We start from the raw sequence: 24032 nt of genomic DNA, 5'->3' as shown, positions 1-24032 counted from the left end.
CGGATCACCCAAAAGCAGGTTCGGTTGGCTCGACGACCTCGGCGTCTCGAAGCCAGCCCTCGTTTTCCAGCTTGATCGACTGGATGGCGACGGCATTGGCATTCGCGTCGAGCTCGGGCAGGGCCTGGAATTCGGAGACCCAGCACCGGAAGACCTGGTAGGCGACGGCAAGCTGGCCGGCCTCGTTGTACATCTCGATCGTGATGTCCTTGCGGAAATCGGCCAGCGACACTTCCGCGCCCAGCCCGGCCTGGACGTTCCAGACCAGATTTGCCCAGCGTTCGAAATCCTCGTCATGGGTCACACCGCGTTCCAGCATGATCGCCTCGAAACTCGATCGGCCCGGCGACTTGCGGCTTGTCGAAGAGTCTCCTCCGACCCTGTGTTCAACCACTTCGGTGGTGCGTTTCAGGGCGCCGACTTTCGAGATACCGGCGACAAAACGGCCATCCCAGCGGACACGGAACTTGAAATTCTTGTAGGGATCGAACCGCTGGGGATTTGCGCTGAATTCAGCCATGATCTGAGCGCTCCTTATGTCTGGCTCTGGCCGGCGATCTGCTGGATCTGGAGAATGACAAACTCGGCCGGCTTGAGCGGGGCGAAGCCCACCTGAATATTGACGATGCCGAGGTCGATATCGGCCTGGGTTGTCGTTGTGCTGTCGCAGCGCACGAAATAGGCCTGTTGCGGCGTCATGCCCTGGAATGCCCCTTGCCGGAACAGGTTGTTCATGAATGACCCGACGGATAGCCGCACCTGGGCCCAGAGCGGCTCGTCGTTTGGCTCGAACACGACGAACTGCGTGCCGCGATACAGGCTCTCCTCGATGAAGAGCGCGATCCGCCGCACGGGCACGTATTTCCACTCACTGGCGAAGGCATCGGCGCCGACAAGCGTGCGGGCGCCCCAGGACACGGTGCCGAAGACAGGGAAGGTTCTCAGGCAATTGAGGCCGAGGGGGTTGAGCACTCCGTTTTCAGGATCCGAGAGCACATAATCCAACGCCTGGACGCCGCGCAGCCGCGCCTCGATGCCCGCCGGCGCCTTCCAGACGCCACGCTGGGCGTCGGTACGTGCCCAGAGCCCCGCCATCACACCCGAGTTCGGAAAGCTTTGCAGACGTCCGTTCTGCAGCGGATCGGCCAGCATGACCTGTGGGAAATACGCCACGGCGTTGCGGTGCTTCAGCCCCGAATTGGCTGGATCGTTCACCCAATCCCGGGCGTCGTCGAGCGTGTCGATATTCGGATCGAGGTCGATGAGCACCATCGACCGGCGCTCCTCGGCATAGGCGATCGCCTCGGTCAGGGCCGGCACGTCCGAGATGCCGGGCAGGTTCAGGATGTTGAAGAGGCTGACATCCTCCAGGGCGTACAGCCCAGATTTCTGCGCCCTCGTTCCAGAGACCAGGTTCGCGGCGGGAACCGATCCGTCGTCGCCGGGGCTGACCGCGCTTTGGAACAGCGTCAATGGCCCGTCGCCCATCTCGTATCGCGCGACATTCTCCACCGCGCCGATCAGTCCAAGGGGTGTTGCCGCATCGCCGCCGCCGCCCGCGACGAAGGTGAAATTCCGCGACCCGATGTCACCGCCCGGTGTGAGCACCAAACTGTCTTCCAAGACAGCAACGGTGGCGGTGGAAATCGCCGCCACGGTGCTGCTGCGCAGCGCCGCCTCGATGATCGTGCGCGCTTCGGCAAGGCTGCCTGGAACGGCATCGAATTCAACGACGGTGGCATCGTCGATCAGTACGCCAGAGGCGTCGCGCAGTTCCACGACGATCTGGTCGCCGGCGGCGACGGAAGACGGATCGGCGGCCGAGCCGGTCGTGCCGGTCGGCGCCGGACGCGCATCGCTCGAGCCGTCGGTCTCGCGGGCGCCGAAAGCCGTGCCCAAACGGAGTGCTGCCGTGGCACTGTTGCGCGATGCCGTCCGGAAAGACACCGACGAGGTGCGGTCGCTGCCGCCTGTGACGGTGAGCTGGAACTCACCCGCCCCGGGCCCGGCGATCGCCCCGAAGGTCAGGCCGAGACCCGCCTGTTCCGCCGTGAGCAGGGCGACAAGGCTCGCCACGTCGGCCAAGGGATTGGCCTCGCCATCGCCGAACAGGTCGAACTCTATCGGAGGGTCTCCGTCGATCGATACGGCAAGCCGGCGCGTTGTCGGGCCAAGCCCTGCGACAACCGCATCCGTGATGATGCCGCTCGTGACCGACGCGACGACGCCCGGCAAGCCAAGATCGGTCAGCCGGATCATCTCGCTGTCGCTCTCGATCGCGCTGACGGCATAGTTCGACGACGCGCTGTTCATCGAGAGGTTGCGGTGGGTTTCACTTCGTGCTGCGAAGAGCCGCCCGTTGCGTTCCTCGATCTGCGAGACCGTCAGGTTGAACGTGGTACCGGGATTCGACGTGGCGTAATCCACCGCCAGAACCACGGCGTTGGCCCAGGCCCCGTCTGCGGCAGCCTCGACCAGAAGGCTCGGGTTGCCGTTGAGGGCATCGATGGTGACCGAAGCGGTCTGCGCGCCGTCAGCGACCCGCACGATCCACGCGACCGCGCCGCCATTCAGGAAGAAGTGGTTGACCGCGTAACTGAGCGGGCTGTCGAGATCGAAGCCACCGAAGTTGCGTTCGTAATCCGCGTAGCTGAAGATCTGGATCGGATCGTTGGTCGGGCCGCGTGAGGTGTATCCGACGAAGGCCGCAACCGATGTCGGCACACCGGCAATCGCGCGCGAACCGCTCGGGATTTCGTCGATATATACGCCTGGATAGGAAACCTGCACTGGCATTTATTCGTGTCTCCCTATCAAATCTGGGACGAACGACCGGAGTGTCTGAAGCCGGGCGAGGGCAATGCTGATGGTGACGCTGAATGAAATATTCAGAGTGTCGAGGCTGAATTGATCGCGTCAATCGGACATAACAAGATACATAAAGCCCTAGGGCTCACAACAACTTAAGTATGAGTGAAACCCGCGTTTCTCGCAAGTCCCTTTCTCGAAAGGCGGGTCAAGGCAAGACGCAAATTCTGTGCGAGTCACGATCCGATGATCCCGAAAATCGTTATCTGATAAGGTCTTGGCGAAGGTGTGGGTGATACAGCCTATGCGCGAGCTGACGGTGACTGGATAGCCTGAAATCAGATCGGCTTGATGCGTCCTGAGCGGCGAGGTTTTCCGCCCATGAAATTGAAAATAAATGATTTTCGTGGAAATATTTCTCCGGTGATCCCTTGATTCTTAAGTTGCAGAGGAGTTCTGCAGGTGTGTTTGGTGACGTCTTCTCAGATCAGGTTCGTGACGCATCTTCGGGATACGAGGCTGTACATCACGTTCAGTGTTCAATAGATGAAACGGGAAATACATTTAGCTAAATGTTTCTGACGGGTGGCTGACGGGGCTGAGTTTATGGGCGTCTGATGATTGAGTTGGGGTAGGGTTTTATTATAGTCCGGTTGGCAATGTGGTCATTGGTTTTTTCAAAATCTGGGTGAATAAGTTGAGTAATGGTTTGGGTCGTATTCAAATTTAATGAAGGGATTAAATTCGCCCGTAATTTGGATTTCAAGTTTGTGGCGGGAGATGGTCGGGAACGATGTGCTTTTACCCGATAGATGAGAAAGTGGTGTTTCAAGGGGTGATGTGTCCCGGTGGTGGATATATTTGGTTAGGCGGAGACAGTCATACATGAATTCGCGTCGTTTGGCTGTGTGAGGATCGGAGGAAGGCTGTCCGCTAGAATTGTCGTGCGATCGGGTAATGTGGCAGAAAAAGTCGATGTGTCGTTCTGCGCTCAAGACCTGTCGGCGGGCACTTTCCGGTTTTGGAAATCTGCACTGAAGACGCGGATGAGAGCGGATATCGCTCGGTGAGCGGAGCTGTCCATGCGGCGCCCTCTTGCGGCGATTGAAGGCTGTCCGCGTGCTGATGGCCGAAAGGTTTCGAGTTGCATTTCTTCATCAGCGAGAATGGGTTGCGCTCGTCGGCGACGCCGGCAGCGGGCCTGCTCGCTGCAGCATGGGCGCTCTCCGGCGTCCTCCATTCGGCTCTTCGGCAGCCTCCGGCTGGAGTGTCACAGAGCGAGAGGGTGTGCTGGTCGAAATTCGCGAGGACCTGTGATGATGCTCATCGTTAGATGATGTCTGTCGCGCGCAACTGTGCGGAAGACGGTGCCAGCACCAACTCGCCCAATGTTGCTTCTGTCTGGTATTTTGAACGAACCGCGCTGCCGGTTGACGATGACGGGAAAGATCCGGTGGCGCCGCCGAATGGGGGCATGACAAAGTGGGCTTGCTGTAGCGGTGCTGCCGAAGTCCGAGGACCGAAGCGACAACTTGGTCACTATGTCAGAAGTGCGGGCCTGCGCACATGACGCCATTGGACAATGACTTGACCAGAGACGTGTTCAGGGCGGGGTGAACAGCCGTATCAGCCCATCTACATAGTCTCTGGCAGCCGCCCCAAGGCCATTCAATGAAATGGTAGGTGGCGGAGACGAAGGGATTCGAACCCTCGAGACGGTTTCCCGCCTACTCCCTTAGCAGGGGAGCGCCTTCGACCACTCGGCCACGTCTCCGTCGACGCGTATATCCAAGCGAAAGCGGGGAGCACAAGGCGAAATGTGGGAGGTTGCGAAATCTTTTCCGGACGTTCTTCGCGCTTTCGGAAATTGGGCTCGAAGCCCGGCACACCCCTGACGCTGAAGAGGCTGGCCGGAGGCGACCGGCAGAGAAACCTGTCACGTGAGCGCAACGGTGCGGCGCGACTGCAGCACTCGCCGAGGCGTGTGGAGCAGAGGCCAGCGCGACGTTGTGCGAAGTGCTAGCTCCCGCCATATGCTCAAGCATCGCCCTTGTGCACGCCGGCGCCTCCGGCCTGCCGCGCCCTTGCACGGAGACTTGTCCGATGTTCGATCCTGTCCGTCCCTTCGGAGTCCCCGGCAGCCATGTCGCGCAGGGTGGCAAGGCGATCTATGGCGCGCCGCTCGGTATCCTGATGCTCGAAGCGCGCTTTCCCCGCGTCCATGGCGACATGGGCAACGCCACGACCTGGCCGTTCCCGGTGCTCTACCACGTTGTGCGCGGCGCCAGCCCGGCCAAGGTGGTTTGCGACCGCGCCGAGGGGCTGCTCGAGCCGTTCATCGCCGCGGCGCGGGATCTGGTCGATCTCGGGGCAGAGGGCATCACCACCAATTGCGGCTTCCTGTCGATCTACCAGCGCCAGCTGGCGGAGGCGGTGCAGGTGCCGGTGGCGACCTCGTCGATGATGCAGGTGCCCTGGGTGCAGGCGACGCTGCCGCCGGGCAAGCGGGTGGGCATCGTCACGATCAACGCCTCTGGGATCACGCCGGCGCATCTCGACGGCATCGGCGTGCCGCTCGACACGCCGGTGGCGGGGTGCGAGGAGGGCTGCGAGTTCTTCCCGGTGCTGATCAAGGCCGAGCGACAGGAGCTCGATCTCGCGAAGGCCTGCGCCGACGTCGTCGCGGCGGCGCGAGCGCTGCAGGCGCGGCATCCGGAGCTCGGCGCCATCGTGCTGGAATGCACCAACATGGCGCCCTACAGCGCCGCGGTGCGGGCCGCGACCGGCCTGCCGGTCTACGACATCTACTCGATGACCGCGTGGTTCCAGGCCGGGCTGCAGCCGCGCCGCTTCTGAGCGGGCGGCCCGGGCTTAGCCCATCCAGCGGCGCACCGGCGCGTTGGCCTCCTCGAGCGGCTGGGTGACGATGTCGACCAGCGTCGGGCCGTCATGCGCCACCGCCTCGGCCAGCACCCGGTCGAGCTCGGCCGGATCCTCCACGCGCCACGACTTGACGCCGTAGGCCGCGGCCACGGCGGCCTGGTCGACGCGGTTGAAATCGACATTGTAGTAGCGGCTGCCCTTGTCGGCCATCTGGCTGGCCTTGATCCAGCCGAAATTCGCGTTCGAGAACACCACGAAGGTGATCGGCGCGCGCGATCGGCAGACGGTCTCCAGCTCGCCCACGGTGAAGCCGAAGGAGCCGTCTCCCATCAGTGCCACGGTCTTGCTTTGCGGCCGCCCGTACCACGCGCCAAGCGAGGCCGAGAGCGAGTAGCCGAGCGCCCCGTGGGCGCGGTTGGTGATGAAATACCGGCCCGCCAGCGCCTGCCGGTAATAGGCCGAGGCGTAGGGGCAGGAGGTGCCGGGGTCGGAGACCACGGTGGCATCAGACGGCAGCACCTTCATGAGCGATGCGATGACGCGCTCGGGGCGGATGGGGCGGCTGTCTTCTGCGGCGATGCGGTCGAAGATCTCGAACTTGCGGCGCTTGATGTCGGCCACGGCGGCCGCACCGCCGAAGGTCGCGGCGCCCTGGCCACGGCGGTCGAGCTCTGCGTTGACGCTCTCGAGCGCGAGGCGCAGGTCGCCCACGACGCCGACCTCGGTGGGCAGGTTGGCGCCGATCACCATCGGGTCGACGTCGAAATGCACGATGCGGGTGCCGGGGCTCGGGGCCTCCCAGCGCGAGGTGGTGGTGGAGCCGGCGCGGCAGCCCATGAAGATCACCAGGTCCGCGGCCTCCATCATCTCCCAGGTCTGGTCGGTGCCGCCGTTCGAGCCCACGACGCCGAGCGCGTTGGGGTGGCTGTCGGCCAGCGCGCCTTGCCCCGAGATCGAGGTGGCGACGGCGATGTCGAGCCGCGTGGCGAGCCGGTCGAGCTCGGCCATGGCGCCGGAGACGACGATGCCGCCACCGCAGACGATGAGCGGGGTCTTGGCCGAGAGCATCGCGTCCACCGCCGCCTCGACGGCCGCCGGGTCGGGGCCGGTGCGGTAGGCGGGGTAGGTGGCGAGCGCCGGGTCGGCCCAGATCTCGGCCGGGTCGACGCTGTCGTACTGGATGTCATAGGGCAGGCCGAGATGGGCGGCGCCCGAGCGCCCGGTGGTCATGGCGCGGAAGGCGGCGCGGACCATGCGCGGGATGTGATCGGCGCGCTTGATCACCGTGTTCCACTTGGTCAAGGGGCGCATCAGCGCTTCCTGGTCGACCTCGGTGAGTGGGTATTTCCCGTAGCTGGCCACCGAGATGTCGGTGGTGATGCCGAGCACCGCGTAGGAGCTTTCCGAAGCCTCGATCAAGCCCGGCAGGATATAGGTCGCACCGCCGCCAGAGGGGCCTTCGCAGACGCCGGGGCGGCCGGTGACGCGGGAATAGCCGTCGGCCATGTAGGTGGCGCAGCGCTCATCGCGGGTGAGCACGTGTTCGATCTTGTGATCGAGCAGGTGCATCGCGTCGTAGAAGGGCAAAGTGGTGTCGCCGCAAAGGCCGAAGATATGCCGCACACCCTGCGCCTCGAGCATCCGCACCATCGCCTCGGCGCCGTTCAATCTGTTGTCCATGTGGGGTCTCCTTGGCGGGGATGCGAGGCGGGGTCGTCAAATATCTGTATTCTTTCTTGTATACAGCGCTGTCGGCAGCGCGACAACGCCTCTCGGGCCGCTCAGCTGCGCGCGCTCGTGTAGACATGCCCGTAGGCGGCCTTGACCGCGGCGAGGATGTCTTCCTTGCGGTGCAGGATATGCACCCGCATGGCGGCCATCGCCGCCTCGGCGTCGCGGTCGCGCAGATGTGCGAGCATGTCGCGGTGCTGGGTCTGGGTCTGCTCGCGCCGTCCTTCCATAGCGATCCAGCGGATCAGGTGCAGCCGGTCGTTGAGATTGGCGAGCATCTGGCGCAGCACAGCATTGCCCGAGAGGCGGGCGATGCGGTCGTGGAAGCCGATATCGAGCTCGATCAGCCGGCCGACCGAGGCCTCCGGCGATTCCGCGCCGCTCTCCTCAAGGAAGGCGGCCAGCTCATCGAGCGCGGCGGGATCGGCACGTTCGCAGGCGAGGCGGATGGTGGCGCATTCGATTTCGAGCCGGGCCTCGAACAGGTCGAAGACGCGCTCGGGATCGAGCGACGGCGCGGCGAAGCCCCGGTCGTGATGCACCAGAAGCCCCTCGGCATTCAGCCGGTTGAGCGCTTCGCGCAGCGGCGTGCGGCTGAGTGCGAGCTCGGCGGCCAGAGCGACTTCGTTGAGCTTCTCCCCGGGGAGAAAGGTGGCACGCAAGAGCCGCTCGCGCAGCTCCGCATAGGCGCGCTGCGATGTACTGGCGGGGCTGGGCTGAGGGGGCATGTCGCGACCTGTCTGGATCTCTGTATGCAGCAGCGTATGCAGCGCTTGCCGGCAGGGTCAACGGAGCGACGCAGAGGCAAGTCGAATTCCCGTAAAGATTGAGCGGAACCAAACCCCACCCGCCTCTGTTGGGTTCCGAACTCATTGGAAAAACACAAAGGCTTGATCCTTGGAACAGCTGTCCCGCCGTCTCGGCCTGAGAACCGATCCGACGATATTCTTCGTATCCGCCGGGTTCACCGTCTTATTCGTCCTTGCCCTCATCCTCTTCCCGGAGCCCATCGGGGATGCCTTCGCCGCCGGGCGAAGTTGGATCGTCACCAATCTGGGCTGGTTCTTCGTGCTGGGCGTCAATGTCTGGCTGGGCTTCCTGATCTGGGCCGCCATGTCGCGCCACGGCCATATCCGGCTGGGCCGCAAGGGCGAGCGTCCGGCCTATTCCAACCTGTCGTGGTTCACCATGCTGTTTGCCGGCGGCATCGGGACGGTGCTAATGTTCTGGGGGGTGGCCGAGCCGATCAGCCATTTCTCCAACCCGCCGCTGCAGGGAGTCGAGCCCTATTCCGAGGCCGCTGCCAAGGATGCGATCTCCATCGCGATCTACCATCTCGGCCTGCACACCTGGACGATCTTCACCCTGCCGGGCCTGGCCTTCGCCTATTTCATCAACCGCTACGACCTGCCGGTGCGGGTGAGCTCGGTGTTCTATCCGCTGCTGGGCGAAGGTATCCACGGCCCCGTCGGCAAGGCCATCGACATCGCCTCGATCCTCGGCACGCTGTTCGGCGTCGCGGTCTCGCTGGGGCTCGGCTCGAGCCAGATCGCCGCTGGCCTCAACGCGCTCTTCGGCACCGGCTCGGGGGCCTGGGTGCAGGTGATGATCCTCGCGGTACTGACGGCGGTGGCCGTGGGCTCGATCGTCGCCGGGCTCGACAAGGGCGTGAAGCTGCTCTCCAACCTCAACATCGGCATGGCGGTCGCTCTGATGGTCTTCGTGCTGGTCTGCGGCTCGACCCTGTTCCTGCTGCGGGGCATCGTCGAGACCTTCGGGCTCTATTTCGGCAACCTGCCGCGGCTTGCCTTCTGGAACGACATGCTGGCCAACGAGAACCCGACCACCGATGGCTGGGGCTGGCAAGGCTCGTGGACGGTGTTCTACTGGGCCTGGACGGTCACCTGGTCGCCCTTCATCGGGCTCTTCGTGGCGCGTATCTCGCGCGGCCGCACGGTGCGCGAGTTCGTCTTCGGCGTGCTGCTGGCGCCGTCGCTCTTCACCCTGATCTGGTTTGCGATCTTCGGCTGGCAGGCGATGGATTTCGACGGGCTCGGCCTTGCCGCCCGCGAGGCGATGGGCGAAAGCGCCGGCGAAATCAGCCGCGCGGTGGCCGACAGCGTGCCGCTGGCCATGTTTGCCTTCTTCGAGCACTTCCCCTTCACCGCCTTCATCCAGGGCTTCGCCGTGGTGATCGTGGCGATCTTCTTCGCCACCTCGTCGGACTCGGCCTCGCTTGTGGTCGACATGCTCTGCACCGGCGAGGCGACGCCGGGACCGACCCATCAGCGGGTGTTCTGGGGCGTGGCCGAGGGGCTCGTCGCGGCGATGCTGATCCTGCTCGCGGGCGAGGCGGGTCTGACGGCGCTGCAACAGGTGATCACCGTGGTGGGGCTGCCGATCTTCGTGCTGGTGAGCATGATGATCCCGTCGATCATCCGCGGTTTCGCGGCCGAGGATATCGACCACATCACCATCGGCACCCGGCCCGAGCTGGAAGAGTTCGGCCACGGCCCGGCCAGCGAAGAGAGCACCTCGGGCGGCCTGCGCGAGCAGTCGAGCCCGGCGGAATGACCGGTGACGGCGTGAAGAACGGCGCGGCTTAGCGGGGCCGCGCCGTCATAAGGGCCTCGACCGGCGGCTGCGACAGCGCATCGAGCGCGGCCAGCAGGCGCCGGAAGAGTGAGAGCACGCCGGGCAGGGAGACCGCCCGGCGTTTCGCGTCAGTAGCCGCGCGACGCATCGGCGAGATCGGCGCAGGTGCCGGTCTCCTCGAAGGTCTTGAGGTTGGCGGCGATGATGCGCCCGCCGGTGGCGGCGTCGATCTGGGAGGCCACGTGCGGGGTCACGGTGATGCCCGGGGTGGTCCAGAACGGGTTGTCGGTCGGCAGCGGCTCCTGGTGGAACACGTCGAGCGTGGCCTGCTTGATCTGACCGCTCTCGAGCGCCGCCAGCAGGTCGGCATCGACGAGGTGCGGGCCGCGGGCGCAGTTGATCACGCAGGCGCCCTCGGCGAGCTTGCCGAAGAGCTCGGCGTTGAGGATGCCGGTGGTGTGCTCGGTCAGCGGCAGCAGGTTCACGAGGATCTCGCAGCCGTCGAGGAAGGCGTCCATCTGCTCGGGGCCGGTGAAGGTCTCGACGCCCTCGATCGACTTCGGCGATTTCGACCAGCCGCGGGTGGTAAAGCCCAGCATCGACAGGGTCTGCGCAGCGGCGGCGCCGAGATTGCCGAGCCCCATGACGCCGACGGTCCGGTTGGGCGCGACGGGCACCACGATGGCGTGCCAGTCGAGCTCGGCCTGGGCCTGCAGCTGGCGCGGCATGTCGCGGTGATGGCGCAGCACGTGCAGCGCCACGTATTCGCGCATCCGCTGGGTCAGGTCATCGCCCACGGTGCGGATGATCGGCACACCCTGCGGCAACTCCTCGTCGCCCAGCACGTGGTCGATTCCCGCCCCGATTGAGACGATTGCCTTGAGATTGCTGAATTTTGCCAGATCGCCTGTACGCGGCCGCCAGACCACGGCATAGGTGACGGCGTCGGGATCGGTGATGGCGTCGATCGGGGCGATGTCCCAGCCGGGCATCAGCTCCTGCAACATCTCTACCCACCACTGGGTCTTGTCTTCGAGGGGAAGGTAGACGGCGACGGTCATGTTTGCTCCTTTGGGTCGGTCATCTTTGAGGAATGGGAATGAATCTCAAGCAGCTCGAGGCGTTCTACTGGCTGAGCCAGTTCGGAAACCACCGGCAGACGGCCGAGTATCTCGGCCTGACACAGCCTGCGGTCTCGGCGCGGATCACGTCGCTTGAGAAGGATCTTGGTAAGACCCTGATCGACCGCGAGGCCAACGGCTTCGCGCTCACCGATCAGGGCTTGGAAGTTGCGGAATTCGCGGTTCAGTTCCTGAACCTGCGCGAGGCGATGCTGGGCCGGTTGCAGGACCGGCACAAGCAGGGCGTCAGCATCGGCCTTGTCGGCATGGCGGCGCTCACCTGGGGCCCGCTGCTGCGTGACAGGGTGGCCGAGGAGGCGCCAGAGCTGATGTTCGACATCTACGTGGGCTCCGACCTGCAGCTGCGCCGGCTGGTCGAGGCGGGCACGCTGGATGCGGCCTTCACCGCCACCGGCGACCGCGCCCGCGGCGCCGATTTCGCGGTGCGCTACGAGGTCGGCTGGGTGGCTCACGCGGGGGTCATCAAGGGATGCGAACAGCCGATGAGCCCGGACGCGCTGCGCGCCCTGCCGCTGGTGCACTACCCGAAGACCTCGCCGCTGTTCAATCCGGTGGCCGACTACGTCGACAACATGGCCGAGCGCAGCGCGGCGCGGCATTACGGCAATTCGCTCTCGACGATCTGCGAGATGGTGCGCTTGGGCTACGGGGCCTCGGCGCTGCCGCTGGCGGCGCTCGAACGCGAGATCGCCAGCGGCAAGGTTGTCGAGATCGCGGCCACCGAAGGGCTGGCGCCGCTGCATGTCTCCTGCACCCATGCCAACCGCGCCCGCCGCAAGCAGGTAGGCGAAGTGCTCGAGCTTGCGCGCGAGGCGGCGAGGGCATGGTGCGGAGAACATCGGCGCTACAGCTCCTTCGAGGACCTCTGAGCCTCAGCCCTTGGTCTTTTCCTCGACCATCTTGGTGGCGCCGGACATCTCGCCGAGATGGAGGCCGCCGGTGACCTTGGCCTCGTTGACGCGGCCGCGCTCGGTGAGGAACTCGCCGCGCTCGATGACCTCGTCGAGATCTTCCGGCGCGATGAACAGCACGCCGCAATCATCGGCCAACACCGCGTAGCCCGGCAGGACCGCCGCGCCGCCGATCGACACCGGCACGTTGAAGCCGCCGCCGGTGTTGTAGAGGCGGGTGGTGACCGGCGAGGCACCGCGCGACCACATCGCGAAATCCTGATCGGCGATCTCGGCGGTGTCGGTGTGCGGGCCGTCGACGCAGCCGCCCTCGAGGCCGATCATCGCCGCCATGCGGGTCACGCCGCCGCCCCAGCAGGCATACTTGGTGTCGCCGAGGCGATCGACGGCGAGGAAGTAGCCCGGGCCGCACTGGCTCAGGCAGTGGTGCAGCAGCGTCGAGTCGAGGCCGGGGATCGCCAGCGTCGCCAGCGTGCCCACGACGACCTTGCCCGGCAGCACCGGCTGGATCGCGGGGGCGGCGAAGCCGTAGTGGTAGAAGTGGCCGATGGTGGCGGTCTCGAGCTTCGCGAGACGGTCGAGCTTCTCCTGCGGGATCTTCTCGGGCATCGGGTTGAGCTTGTAGATGAGGTTGGACATGGGAGGTCCCTTCTTGGGTCTTGGTGTCAGGAGATCAGTTCTGCGGGCCCAGGATCAGGTCCGGCAGGAAGGTCACGGTCTGCGGCACGTAGGTGAGCAGCAGCAGCACGGCGATCAGCGGGATCAGCATCGGCAGCACCGCCATCGTCACCTTCTCGAAGCGGACGCGGCCCACCTCGGCGACGATGTAGAGGCCGATGCCCATCGGCGGCGTGGCGATGCCGAGCAGCAGGCCGAGCTGGATGATGATGCCGAAATGCACCCGGTCGATGCCGTAGGCGTCGATCAGAGGCAGCAGCGTCGGCACCAGGATCAGCTTGGCCGGCACCCCCTCGACGACGCAGCCGACGAGGATGATGAAGACCAGCAGCAGGGCCAGGAAGACGTTCTTGTTCTCGGTGAAGGAGAAGGTGAAGTCAGCCAGCTTCTGCGGCGTCTGGTCGATGGCCAGCAGCCAGCCCATCGCGATCGAGAAGGCGATGATGATCATGATCACGGCGGTCATCATGGCGGTGTCGCTGAGCGCGGCGAAGAAGGCGCGGAAGGTCAGTTCCTTGTACCAGATGCCGATCAGGATGCAGTAGATGCAGGCCAGCACGCCCGCCTCTGTGGCGGTGACGAAGCCGAACATGATCGAGCCCAGGATGATCGCCGGGGCGACGAGCGCCAGGAAGCCGTGCTTGGCGGTGCCCGCGACCTCGCGCACGGTGGCGCGCGGCTGGGTCGGGAAATCCTGGAACTGGGCGCGCACGCGGACGTAGATCATCAGTGACAGGCCGACGAGAATGCCCGGTATCAGGCCCGCGAGGAACATCCGCTCGATCGATTGCTGCGCCAGGAAGGCATAGAGCACGAGGCCGATGGAGGGCGGGATCAGCGGCCCGATGACCGAGGAGGCCACGGTGATCGCGGCGGCGAAATCGGGCTTGTAGCCGCTCTCGCGCATCGCCTTGATCTCGATGGCGCCGAGACCCGCGCAATCCGCCACAGCGGCGCCGGAGATGCCGGCGAAGATCATCGACGACAGGATGTTGACCTGCGCCAGGCCGGCCTTGAGGTGGCCCACCAGCGAGTTGGCGAAGGCGAAGATGCGCTCGGTCACGCCGGTGGCGTTCATCAGGTTGCCGGCCATGATGAAGAACGGCACCGCGGTCAGCGAGGCCTTGTTGACGCCCTCGAGCATCTGCTGCGGGATGATCTGCAGCGCCGTCGAGAAGTCGGAGGTCAGGAAGGTGAGAACCGTCGCCGTGCCGATGGCGATGGAGATGGGCACGCGCAGGAGGATCAGCGCGATGAAGGTGCCGAAGAGGATCCAGGCCATAGGTCAGACTTCCGGGTGATGGTCGGTGACGTTCTCGGGCATGCCGGCCGCCAGCTTCACGATGTCGAGAATGGCGGTCAGTGCGACGAGCACGGTCGAGAGAAACAGCGGCAGCGACAGCGCGAGGCGCGGCAGCTCGGAGCCGATGGGCAGGGTGGCGCCGTCATAGATGCCGGTCGAGGTCGCGATAACCTTGGGTACCTGGAGCAGCAGCACGCCGGTGACGAGCAGCGTCGCGGCGTCGGAGACGATGCGGGTGATGAGCATGCCCGACGGTCCCATGCGCTCGGCGATGAAATCGATGCGCACGTCCTTGAGCCGGGCATAGAGCGCGAAGAAGCCGAAGAAGCTCAGCCAGATGAAGAACACCATGGTCCAGGGCCAGAGCCAGTAGGGCGCAAACCCCATCGGGCGCAGGATCATGGTGGCGGTGGTGAGGCCGAGCATCGCCAGCAGGCAGGCATTCGAGATCCACAGGAAGGCGCCGCCCAGCGTCCAGTTCAGCCGGTCAATTCGGTTGAGAGCCCGCTGAAGCGGGCTCTCTGGGGCATAGTCGAACGGCGTCACTGGGTAACCCGCGTCGCTTCGATGGCGTCGAGAAGGCCTTCGGGCAGGGCGCCGGCTTCGTCCTGCGCCTCGTAATAGGCCTTCATGGTGTCGACCAGCGGCGCGGTGTCGAGCACGGTGTAGGTGGCACCGGCCTCGACCATGCGCTCGATGCTTTCATCGGCGACCGAGAACATCAGCTCCTGCGACATGGCACCGGCCTCGTCATAGGCCTTGAGCAGGCCCTCGCGGGTCTCGTCGTCGAGCGCGTCGAGCGCATCTTCGTTGACCATAAAGCCGATCGACTGCCAGTACTCGTCCATGCGGGCGATGTTGGGCGCGACCTCGTTGAAGCGCATCGCCTCGACCAGCGCGATGGGCGAGTTCACCGCTTGCACGATGCCTTTCGAGATCGACTGGTAGACTTCGGTCCAGGGCAGGGTGATGACCTCGGTGCCGATCGCGTCCCAGGTCTCGATGGCGCTCTTGCTCTCGTGCATGCGCAGCTTAAGGCCCTGGTAGTCTTCCGCGGTGGTCAGCGGCACGTTGGCGACGGTGACGCGGAACGGACCGCGCAGCACGCGGGTCGGATCGCCGAGCGGACGCACGCCGGCCTGCGAGGCGGCGTTGTCGAACCAGCCCTTGACGAGGTCCGAGTTCATGAAGCGGACCCAGTGGTCGTAATCGTCGAAGGCGAAGGCGGGGGTGGTCCAGTCAAGCGCCGGCTCCCACTTCTTCATGTAGCTGTAGCCCTCGGCGTAGACTTGGATGATGTTGGCCTGCAGCTGCTCGAGAACAGCGTTCTCCTTGCCGAGCTGCTCGTTGGGATAGACAGTGATCTTGAGCTCGCCGCCGGTGTATTCCTCGGTCAGTTCGGCGAACTTCTCGAAGACCTGGCCCTCGGGGCTGTCGACCGGCATCTTGGTCGCCATCTTCCAGGTGGTTTCGGCGTGGGCGGCACCGCCCAGGATCATGGCGAGGCTGGTGGCCAGGCCGAGGAGTGTCTTGGTTTTCATTTGGTTGAACCTCGATGTTGAAGGTGGGTTTGCCGGCTTTCCTGCCGGTCTTCGGGATGGGTCAGTCGTGCAGGCCCTTGGCGACATGGTCGCGCACGAGGCCGGCTCCGATCGCGGCGAGGCGCTTGACGAGCACGTCGCCGGTCTCGGCCGAGCACAGGGTGGGATCGCAGCCATAGGCGCCGGTCGCGGTCGCCTCGAGCGCTTCGATGGGCGCCTGGATCTTGGCGCCGTCATAGACCACCGACGAGAAGCCGCCGATTTTCATGCCCTTGATCTCGCTGCCGGTGGGCGCGGGCTTGATCATGTCGGCGCGGATCAGGTCGGGGTAGAAATGCAGGCCCACGGAGGTCAGCGGGTCGCCGCCATGGCCGGAGCTGGCCTTGGCCTTGTCGGCGCCGATCAGCGCGGGAAGCTCGCCATAGGCGACCTGCCAGAGATACATCGACGGGATGAAGAGCCCGGCCTTCTGGCGCCAGCGCAGCGCCACCTCGGTGATCGCGGGGACGTTGCCGCCATGGCCGTTGACGATCATCAGCTTGCGGATGCCGTGACGCTCGAGGCAGCCGAACATGTCGTCGAGAATGCCGCAGAGCGTGGCGTGCGAAATCGAGATGCCGCCGTGGCTCGATTCGAAATAATCCTTGCCGCCAAAAGGGATGACGGGCGCAACGAAGGTGGGGACGCCATCCTCGCGCGCCGCCTTGGCGATCTCCATCGCCATCAGGTCGGCGGCCATGTAATCGCCCATCGGCGCGTGGATGCCCTGATCCTCGAGCGAGCCCATGGGCAGCAGCACGACCGCCTCCGAGGTGAGTTCCTGGCGCGCCTCTTCCGAGGTCAGCTCCGCGATCCGGATCTTTTCGATCATGCCGTCATGTCCTTGTCATCTTGTCCGTCGATCTTGACGGTTAGTGAACGGGGCCGCGCCCCGAGGGTCCAATTCAATCGGCTTGCGGGCCGATAAACGGAATTTGTCAGCCGCTCATTCTGCCGCCGCCGCCGCGGGAGCGGCGCCCGCCAGCGCCCCGAAACGGGACAGGCGGAACGGTGTCGGGTCGACCATAAGGGGCTGATTCAAAGCGATTTCTGCGGCCAGCTGCCCGGCGGCGGGACCAAGCCCGAAGCCATGCCCCGAGAAGCCGGTCGCGATCACCAGGCCGGGGATCTGCGCGGTGTGGTCGATGACCGGAACCGCGTCCGGCGTCACGTCGATGATGCCGCCCCATTTTTCAGCAATCTTCGCATCCTTGAAGACCGGGAAGACCTTGGTCACCGCCCGCAGCGCCTCGTCGAGCATGGCGTGCTGCGGCTCGGGATCGAGCACACGGCACTTCTCGAACGGCGTGATGCTGTCGGCGCTCCAGCGGCGCGGCGTTACCAGCCCGTCCCAGAGACCGCGATCGAGGGTCAGCGAGACCTCGCCGCGATGCTCCTTCAGGCTCTTCATGAAATGCGGCAGCAGGCGGAAGCTGTCGGGGGTGATCTGCACCTTGGCGCGGCCCCGGCGCGAGATCGTGTAGCCGCCGTCGAGCCGCGGGCGGATGCCGAACTGGCCGTTGCCGAGCGCGTATTTCGGCCCGCCCTCAAGCGGTTCGGTGCGCATCACCGAGCCGCGCACCCGGAGCTGCGGCAGCGAGACACCGAGATTGCCGAGGAACAGCCGCGACCAGGCGCCGCCGGCGAGGATCGCCGCGCCGCAACGAATGCGGCCTCTTTCGGTGAGGACCGCCGAGACGCGGCCACCCATGGTCTCGATGTCGCGCACGGCGCAGTTGGTGAGGATCGCGGCACCCTTGGCGCGGGCGCCCTTGGCCAGCGCGGGAGCGGCGAGCGCCGGTTCGGCGCGGCCATCGTCGGCGGTCAGCAGGCCCGCGCGGGCCGGAACGGTGCCGCCGGGGAAATGCTCCTGCAGTTGCGCACCGTTCAAGCGGCGCGCACCGATGCCGAAGGTCTCGGCATCCTGCGCCACGCTCTCGATCCAGGTCATCTCGGCATCGGTCTGGGCGGTGTAGACGATGCCGGTGCGGCGGAAGCCGGTGTCATGGCCGGTGCGCTGCTTGAGGGTGTCCCAGATCCGCAGGCTCTCGATGCCCAGCGGATACTCGGCGGCGTCGCGGCCCATGCGGCGGACCCAGCCCCAGTTGCGGCTCGATTGCTCGCCGGCGATGCGGCCCTTCTCGATCAGCACCACGCGGAAGCCCTGTTCGGCGGCCCAGAAGGCGGCGGCGCAGCCGATGATGCCGCCGCCGATGATGGCGAGATCGACCTCGCCCGGCAGCGACGCATCGCCCTCGACGCTCTCGACGAACGGTCTCATCACAGCCCCGGCTCGTAGCGCCAGTTCACCACCAGCTCGGAGACGCTGGCGGTGTTCGGCAGGGTGACGACCTCGGCGACGAGCCGGGCGAGGTCTTCGGGCTGGGTGATCTCGTGGCGCGGCAGGTCGTGGCGCAGGGTGAGATCGGTGGCGACGAAGCCGGGACAGACGACGCAGGCGCGCACGCCCTGATCCCAGCCCGCCCGCCGCGCGGCGTGGGAGAGCGCCACCGCGGCGTGCTTGGTCATCTGGTAGCCCGCGTTGAGCCCGAGCACGCGCTTGCCCGAGGCCGAGGCCAGAACGATCACCCGCCCCGCGCCGCTGCGGCAGAGCGCCGGCAGCGCCGCGCGGGTCAGGCGGAAGGGCGCCTTGATGTTGATCGAGAGCAGCGCCTCGAGCATGTCTTCCATATCGTCATCCGGCTGCGGCTCCTCCGGCATCAGCTCGAGCGGCCCGGCGATGCCGGCATTGTTCACCAGCGCGTCGATGCGACCGAAGCGCTCTTCCGTGGCCACGACGAATGCGCGCGCGTCCTCGGGCTTGCCGGCATCGTAGGGCACCACCAGCGGGTCGTATTGCGCAAGGCTTTCGGGCAGCGAGGACGGATCGCGCAGGCCCAGAGACAGGGCATAGCCGCGCTCGGCCAGAGCCTGGGCGATGGCGGCGCCGATGCCGCGGCTCGCGCCGGTGATCATGGCGACGGGGGCGTCACTCATGCCGGAACCTCCTGAGCGGCGGTCACGGGGCCGGCCTTGATGCAGCGCACATTCCAGTGCTTGCCCACCGGGTCGAGCCCCGGCACGGCGCTGGCGCAGGCCTCCTCGGCGAGCGGGCAGCGGGTGCGGAAGGGGCAGCCCGAGGGCGGGTTTGCCGGGCTCGGCAGCTCACCCTTGAGGATGCGGTCGCCATCCGAGCCGTCGCCCGGGTGCAGCGAGGGGGTCGCTGCGAGGAGGGCGCGGGTATAGGGGTGCGCCGGCGAGCCAAAGACCTTCTCGGCGGGGCCTTCCTCGACGATGCGCCCGAGATACATCACCACGATGCGGGTGCAGAGGTGGCGCACCACGTGCAGGTCGTGGCTGATGAACAGCATGGCGAGGTCGAGATCGCGGCGCAGATCCTCGAGCAGGTTCACCACCTGCGCCTGGATTGACACGTCGAGCGCCGAGACCGGCTCGTCGGCGACGATGAAATCGGGCCGGGTCGAGAGCGCGCGGGCCACCGCGATGCGCTGGCGCTGGCCGCCGGAGAACTCGTGCGGGCGGCGCTGCGCGGCGGAGGTCGGCAGGCCGACCTGTTCGAGCAGCCGTGCCACCTCGGTCTTGACCTCGGAGGCGGGCACGATGTTGTGGGTCCTGAGCCCATCGGCGATCTGGGCGCCGATGGTGCGGCGCGGGTCGAGCGAGCCGAACGGATCCTGGAACACCATCTGCATCCGGCGCGAGAGCTTGCGCATCTCGGGGCCCGACAGTGCCGAGAGGTCGCGCCCGTCGAAGCTCATGGTGCCGGTGGTGGGCAGGTCGAGCCCCATCATCATGCGGCCCAGCGTGGACTTGCCGCAGCCCGACTCGCCGACGATGCCGACGGTCTCGCCCTTGGCGATGGTGAGGCTGACGTCGCGCACGGCCCAGACATCATGGGCGCGGCCCAGCAGCCCGTGGCGGGTGGGGAAGTTGCGGCCCAGGCTCTCGGCCACGACCAGCGGGGCGGTGGAGGGCGCTTCGGTCATGTGACGTTCTCCCAGTGGAAGCAGCGGGTGACGCGGCCCGGGGCCGGGTGCTCCGCCGTGGGCGGATGGGCGGTGCAGCGCTCGGTGGCGAAGGCGCAGCGCGGCGCGAAGCGGCAGCCGGCGGGCATCTGGCGCGGCGAGGGCACCGAGCCGGGGATCGCGGTGAGCCGCTCCGCGCCGCCCTCGGGGACGGAGGCGATCAGCGCGGCGGTGTAGGGGTGGCGCGGGCGCTCGAAAACCTCGGCCACCGGGCCTTCCTCGACCACCTCGCCGGCATACATCACCGTCACCCGGTCGGCGATCTCGGCCACCACGGCGAGGTCGTGGGTGACGAAGATCATACCCATGCCCGGGGTCTCGCGCTTGAGCTGCGCGAAGAGTTGCAGGATCTGCGCCTGGATCGTCGGGTCGAGCGCGGTGGTCGGCTCGTCGGCGATCAGCAGGCGCGGGTTGTTGGCCACGGCGACGGCGATCATCGCGCGCTGGCGCTGGCCGCCGGAGAGCTCGTGCGGGTAGGCGCGGGCGCGGCGCTCGGGGTCGGGGATGCCGACATGGCGCAAGAGCTCGACCACGCGGGTCTGCAGCGCCTCGCCTTCGAGATCGTGATGGGCGCGGATCGCCTCGGCCACCTGCTCGCCGATGCGCAGCACCGGGTTGAGCGCGGCGGCGGCGTCCTGGAACACCATCGATACCTCGTCACCGCGCAGGGCGCGGATGCCCTCTTCGTCGAGCTTGGCGAGATCGACCGCCTTGCCCTCACGGGTGGTGTAGAGCGCCGAGCCGCCGGTGACGCGCAGCGTGTCGGGCAGCAGGCCGGTCATGGCAAGGCCGGTCAGGGTCTTGCCCGAGCCGCTCTCGCCGACCAGCGCCACGGTCTCGCCGGGGCGGACGGTGAGCGACACGCGGCGCACCAGTTCCATGTCACGCACGGCGATCGACATGTCGCGGATCTCCAGCAGCGGCGCGTCGGCAGGGGCCTCGACCGGAGCGGCGGGGGTCTTCGCCGCCGCCGAGCGCGGGCGCAGCCAAAGCGCGCCACCGGCGGTGACGGCGCGGGGATCGAGCGCCGATTGCAGACGGTCGCAGAGCAGGTTGAAGGTCAGGATAGTGCCGGCCAGCGCCAGCGACGGCCAGACCAGCAGCAGCGGAGCGACCTCCATGGCGCCACGCGCCGAGCGGATCATCAGGCCCCAGGACGGGGTGGGCGGCACGACGCCGAGGCCGAGGAACGAGAGCCCGCTTTCGATCACCATGGCCGAGGCTACCACGAGCGACATCTGCACCAGCAGCGGCGGCAGCACGTTGGGCAGGATGGTGCGGACGAGGATCTTCAGCGGATGGGTGCCCATCGAGCGCTGCGCGGTGACGAAATCGAGCCCGCGCACCTGCTGGGTCGCGGCATAGACCACGCGGGCGTAATTGGGTGTGTAGAGGATGGTCAGCGCCAGCACGAGCGGCCAGGTGCCGGCACCGAGGATCGTCACCACCAGCAGCGCCAGCAGCAGCGGCGGCAGGCAGAGGATGATCTCGGCGGCGCGGACCGTCAGCAGCTCGACGACGCCGCGGAAATAGCCGCCGAGCAGGCCGAGCGCGGTGCCGATGATGGCGGCGAAGAGCGCCGAGCCCACGGCGATGAACAGCGAGGCGCGGCCGCCCCAGATCAGCCGGGCGAGCACGTCGCGACCGAAATCGTCCTGTCCGAGCCAATGGGCGGCGGAAGGGCCGGCGAAGCGGTTGGGGATGTCCATGCCGCGCACGTCCTGCAGGGGCAGGACCGGGGCGAGCAGCACGGTGGCGACGATCAGCGCGGCGATTGTGCCGGGCAGGATCAGCTTGCGGGTAGACCGGCTCATTTAGCGCACCAGGGAAATTCGGGGGTCGAGCAGGGCGTTCACCACATCCACGACGAGATTGAGAAAGACGAAGAGGACCGAGATCGTCATCACGATGCCGACCACTTCGGGATAGTCACGCGCATCGACGGCGGCGACGAGGTAGCCCGAGAGGCCCGGCCAGTTGAACACGAACTCCACCAGCACGGTGCCGCCGATCAGCGTGCCCATCTCAAGGCCGAGCACGGTCAGCACCGGGATCAGGGCGTTGCGCACCACGTGGCGGCGCAGGATCGGGTTGCGGGGCAGGCCCTTGGCACGGGCGGTGCGCACGTAGTCGCGTTGCAGCACCTCGAGCACCGAGGCGCGGCTCATCCGGGTGATGACGGCGAGCAGCGACAGCGCCACGGTGCCGGCGGGCAGCAACAGCAGCTGTAGGTGTTCGAGCGGGTCTTCGGAGAACGGGGTGAAGCCGCCGGCGGGGAGCCATTGCAGCTTTTGGGCGAAGATCAGGATCACCACCGAGCCCACCACGAAGACCGGGGTCGAGAGCGAGGCGGAGGCGAAGAACGAGATCACCGCATCGGCCTTGCCGTCGGCGCGAATGGCCGCGTATGTGCCCAGCGGCACGCCGATGCCGGTGGCGATCAGCGAGGCCGCGAGGATCACCTCGAGGGTGCGCGGCAGGCGCAGGGCGATCTGTTCGATCACCGGCGCGCCGTCGCGGAACGACGCGCCGAGATCACCGGTGAGCACACCGGCCATATGGTCGAGATATTGCTGCCAGAGGGGCGCATTCAGCCCCATCTGCTCGCGCAGGGCGGCCACTGCCTTGGGGTCGGCGGCAACGTTGCCCTGGCTGAGCAGCAGCTCTGCCGGATCGCCCGGGATGAGGTGCAGGAGGAGGAACACCACCGTGACGACGATCCACACGAGGAACAGCGCCACGAGACTTCTGGAAGCGATATATCTCAACATGGGGTCAGCTTCAGCCCAGCACGGTTTCTTCCAGCGTCATGCCGGAATAGAAGACAAGCTGGCCGGGCATCACCGAGAAGCCCTCGGCATTGGCGCGCATGCCGTAGCCCTGCGAGCGCCACGACAGGCCGACCATCGGCACGGTCTCGATGGCGATCTCTTCCAGCTCCTTGTAGATCGCCTTGCGCTCCTCGGTGTCGAAGGTGGCGCGGCCCTTGGCGAAGAGCTCGGAGATCTCGGGCGTCTCCATGGCGTAGCTGCGCACGAAGCTCGGCGAGAGCGAGCCGTCGACCACGGTGGCGAGGCCGTCGGGGTCGTTGTTCATCGCGGCGGTGCCCATGACGGCGAGGTCATAGGTGCCCTCGTTGCCCTTCTTCACGCGGGTCGACCATTCCGGCAGGTCGAGCTGCACGTTGATGCCGATCATCGACAGGTAGGCCTGGCAGACCTCGGCGGTGGACTGGTGCATGCCGTATTGCGCGGTCGACAGCATGACGCAGTCGAAGCCGTCGGGGTAGCCGGCCTCGGCCAGCAGCGCCTGCGCCTTCTCGGGGTCGTAGTTCCACGCGTTGGCCAGTTCCGGGTTGTAGAACTCGGAGCCCTCGGCGATCGGCAGGTGCTCGAGCGCACCGCCGCGGCCATAGAACGCCGCCGCCGCGATGTCTTCGCGCTTGATGGCGTGGGCCACCGCCTGGCGGACCTTCGGGTTGTCGAAGGGCGGGCGCGAGGCGTTGAAGGTCAGGTACATGAACGGGCCGTCGGTGGCCTGCAGGGCGAGGTCGTCATTGGCCTCGATCTGGTCCATCGCCTGCCACGGCACGTATTCGATCAGGTCGACATCGCCGGCCTCGAGCGCCGCGACGCGCAGGTTCTCGTCGGCATAGACGATGGCCTCGATGCCGGCGACCTTGGGCATCTCGTCCTTGTAGTAGCCATCCCACGCGGTGAGCGAGATCGACACGCCGCGATCGGCGCTGTCATAAAGGAACGGGCCCGAGCCCATGGTGGTGTCGCGGGCTTCGCCCTTCTTGATCATCGGCATGTTGAAATGCGCGAACCAGCCCGGCAGGACCGCCAGCGGCTCGTCGGTGACCATGCGCACGGTCTTTTCGTCCGGGGTCTCGACCGCGGTGATCGCGGAGAGCTGGCCCTGCAGAAAGGCGGCGCTGTCGGGCTTCTGCGCTTCCAGGACGTTCCATGCAATGTCCTCGGCGGTGACGGGGGTGCCGTCATGCCAGGTGGCGTCGCGCAGCTTGAAGATCCAGGCGCCTTCGTCGTCGACCTCCCAGCTCTCGGCCAGCTCGCCGCGCATCATGCCGTCGGGGCCATAGCCCAGCAGGCCGCGGTGGATCATCAGCTTGATGGTGCCTGCGGCGGTGCCGTTCGAGGCCCAGGCGTCGAGGCTCGGCGGGTAGGTCGAGAGGCCGAAGCGCAGCGTGCCGCCCTCCTGCGCGTGCAGCGCCTTGGGGCCGAGGAAGCTCAGCGCGCCTGCGGCGGCGCCGGTGGTGGCGAGAAAGCCGCGACGGTTCATACGCGTTGTCATTGCAAGTGTCTCCTTGTCGGGTTGAGGCGGGCTCTTGTCGG

The 24032-nt window shown here is 66.4% G+C and carries 19 protein-coding genes and 1 tRNA gene; 3 read left to right on the top strand and 17 right to left on the bottom strand.

What is annotated here, in order from left to right; translation table 11 throughout:
- Positions 1-4: 4 nt before the first annotated feature.
- The 3 genes from KUV62_RS16665 to KUV62_RS16655 form a co-directional block, all read right to left on the bottom strand.
- Positions 5-520 (bottom strand): phage tail protein, encoded by a 516-nt coding sequence (locus KUV62_RS16665; protein WP_222604858.1) that lies wholly within the window; start codon positions 518-520, stop codon positions 5-7.
- 14 nt (positions 521-534) lie between these two features.
- Entirely contained in the window at positions 535-2796 is a 2262-nt protein-coding gene (locus KUV62_RS16660; protein WP_222604857.1) for a phage tail sheath C-terminal domain-containing protein, read from the bottom strand.
- A gap of 1696 nt (positions 2797-4492) precedes the next feature.
- A tRNA-Ser gene (locus KUV62_RS16655) sits at positions 4493-4582 on the bottom strand.
- Positions 4583-4911: 329 nt separating this feature from the next.
- Between KUV62_RS16655 and KUV62_RS16650 the strand changes: the two genes are divergently transcribed.
- Entirely contained in the window at positions 4912-5664 is a 753-nt protein-coding gene (locus KUV62_RS16650) for an aspartate/glutamate racemase family protein (protein ID WP_222604856.1), read from the top strand.
- 15 nt (positions 5665-5679) lie between these two features.
- Here the strand turns inward: KUV62_RS16650 and KUV62_RS16645 are convergent, their stop codons facing one another.
- Positions 5680-7371 carry a thiamine pyrophosphate-binding protein gene (locus KUV62_RS16645; RefSeq protein ID WP_222604855.1) on the bottom strand — a complete coding sequence of 564 codons (1692 nt, stop codon included), beginning with the start codon at positions 7369-7371 and terminating at the stop codon, positions 5680-5682.
- A gap of 101 nt (positions 7372-7472) precedes the next feature.
- Positions 7473-8150, bottom strand: a complete 678-nt coding sequence (locus tag KUV62_RS16640) for a GntR family transcriptional regulator (RefSeq protein ID WP_222604854.1) — start codon at positions 8148-8150, stop codon at positions 7473-7475.
- A 169-nt stretch (positions 8151-8319) separates the two neighbouring features.
- Here KUV62_RS16640 and KUV62_RS16635 point away from each other — a divergent pair, with 169 nt between their 5' ends.
- Positions 8320-9996 carry a BCCT family transporter gene (locus KUV62_RS16635; RefSeq protein ID WP_222604853.1) on the top strand — a complete coding sequence of 559 codons (1677 nt, stop codon included), beginning with the start codon at positions 8320-8322 and terminating at the stop codon, positions 9994-9996.
- A gap of 149 nt (positions 9997-10145) precedes the next feature.
- On the opposite strand, the gene KUV62_RS16630 is transcribed toward KUV62_RS16635, so the two are convergent.
- Positions 10146-11078, bottom strand: coding sequence for a 2-hydroxyacid dehydrogenase (locus tag KUV62_RS16630; RefSeq protein WP_222604852.1), 933 nt, complete (start codon positions 11076-11078; stop codon positions 10146-10148).
- Between the two features lie 38 nt (positions 11079-11116).
- On the opposite strand from KUV62_RS16630, the gene KUV62_RS16625 reads away from it, so the two are divergent.
- Positions 11117-12028 carry a LysR family transcriptional regulator gene (locus tag KUV62_RS16625; protein WP_222604851.1) on the top strand — a complete coding sequence of 304 codons (912 nt, stop codon included), beginning with the start codon at positions 11117-11119 and terminating at the stop codon, positions 12026-12028.
- Between the two features lie 3 nt (positions 12029-12031).
- On the opposite strand, the gene KUV62_RS16620 is transcribed toward KUV62_RS16625, so the two are convergent.
- From KUV62_RS16620 to KUV62_RS16570, 11 genes are all read right to left on the bottom strand, one after another.
- Positions 12032-12709: an RraA family protein gene (locus tag KUV62_RS16620; RefSeq protein ID WP_222604850.1), complete on the bottom strand. Its 678-nt coding sequence runs from the start codon at positions 12707-12709 to the stop codon at positions 12032-12034.
- A gap of 34 nt (positions 12710-12743) precedes the next feature.
- On the bottom strand, positions 12744-14030 hold the full coding sequence (locus KUV62_RS16615; RefSeq protein ID WP_222604849.1) for a TRAP transporter large permease: 1287 nt from the start codon (positions 14028-14030) through the stop codon (positions 12744-12746).
- 3 nt (positions 14031-14033) lie between these two features.
- Positions 14034-14597, bottom strand: a complete 564-nt coding sequence (locus KUV62_RS16610; protein ID WP_315901591.1) for a TRAP transporter small permease — start codon at positions 14595-14597, stop codon at positions 14034-14036.
- On the bottom strand, positions 14594-15592 hold the full coding sequence (locus KUV62_RS16605; protein ID WP_222604848.1) for a TRAP transporter substrate-binding protein: 999 nt from the start codon (positions 15590-15592) through the stop codon (positions 14594-14596). The genes KUV62_RS16610 and KUV62_RS16605 overlap by 4 nt, the downstream gene beginning before the upstream one ends.
- 61 nt (positions 15593-15653) lie before the next feature.
- The gene (locus tag KUV62_RS16600; RefSeq protein WP_222604847.1) at positions 15654-16463 is read right to left on the bottom strand and encodes a creatininase family protein; all 810 of its coding nucleotides are present in this window, start codon (positions 16461-16463) and stop codon (positions 15654-15656) included.
- Positions 16464-16577: 114 nt separating this feature from the next.
- Positions 16578-17912 (bottom strand): NAD(P)/FAD-dependent oxidoreductase, encoded by a 1335-nt coding sequence (locus KUV62_RS16595; RefSeq protein ID WP_261395715.1) that lies wholly within the window; start codon positions 17910-17912, stop codon positions 16578-16580.
- Positions 17912-18628: an SDR family NAD(P)-dependent oxidoreductase gene (locus tag KUV62_RS16590; protein ID WP_222604845.1), complete on the bottom strand. Its 717-nt coding sequence runs from the start codon at positions 18626-18628 to the stop codon at positions 17912-17914. Before KUV62_RS16590 ends, KUV62_RS16595 begins: the two co-directional genes overlap by 1 nt.
- Positions 18625-19638: an ABC transporter ATP-binding protein gene (locus KUV62_RS16585; protein ID WP_222604844.1), complete on the bottom strand. Its 1014-nt coding sequence runs from the start codon at positions 19636-19638 to the stop codon at positions 18625-18627. The genes KUV62_RS16590 and KUV62_RS16585 overlap by 4 nt, the downstream gene beginning before the upstream one ends.
- Entirely contained in the window at positions 19635-21491 is a 1857-nt protein-coding gene (locus KUV62_RS16580) for a dipeptide/oligopeptide/nickel ABC transporter permease/ATP-binding protein (RefSeq protein ID WP_222604843.1), read from the bottom strand. Before KUV62_RS16580 ends, KUV62_RS16585 begins: the two co-directional genes overlap by 4 nt.
- A complete protein-coding gene (locus tag KUV62_RS16575) occupies positions 21492-22448 on the bottom strand; it encodes an ABC transporter permease (RefSeq protein WP_222604842.1) in 957 nt (318 codons plus the stop codon).
- Positions 22449-22458: 10 nt separating this feature from the next.
- On the bottom strand, positions 22459-23991 hold the full coding sequence (locus KUV62_RS16570; protein ID WP_261395714.1) for an ABC transporter substrate-binding protein: 1533 nt from the start codon (positions 23989-23991) through the stop codon (positions 22459-22461).
- Between the last annotated feature and the right edge of the window lie 41 nt (positions 23992-24032).

Origin of the sequence: Salipiger bermudensis, from assembly GCF_019801965.1 — a bacterium.
GTDB lineage: Bacteria > Pseudomonadota > Alphaproteobacteria > Rhodobacterales > Rhodobacteraceae > Salipiger > Salipiger bermudensis_A.
Note: the sequence above shows the minus strand (reverse complement) of the source record. Positions and strands in the feature narration are given on the sequence as shown.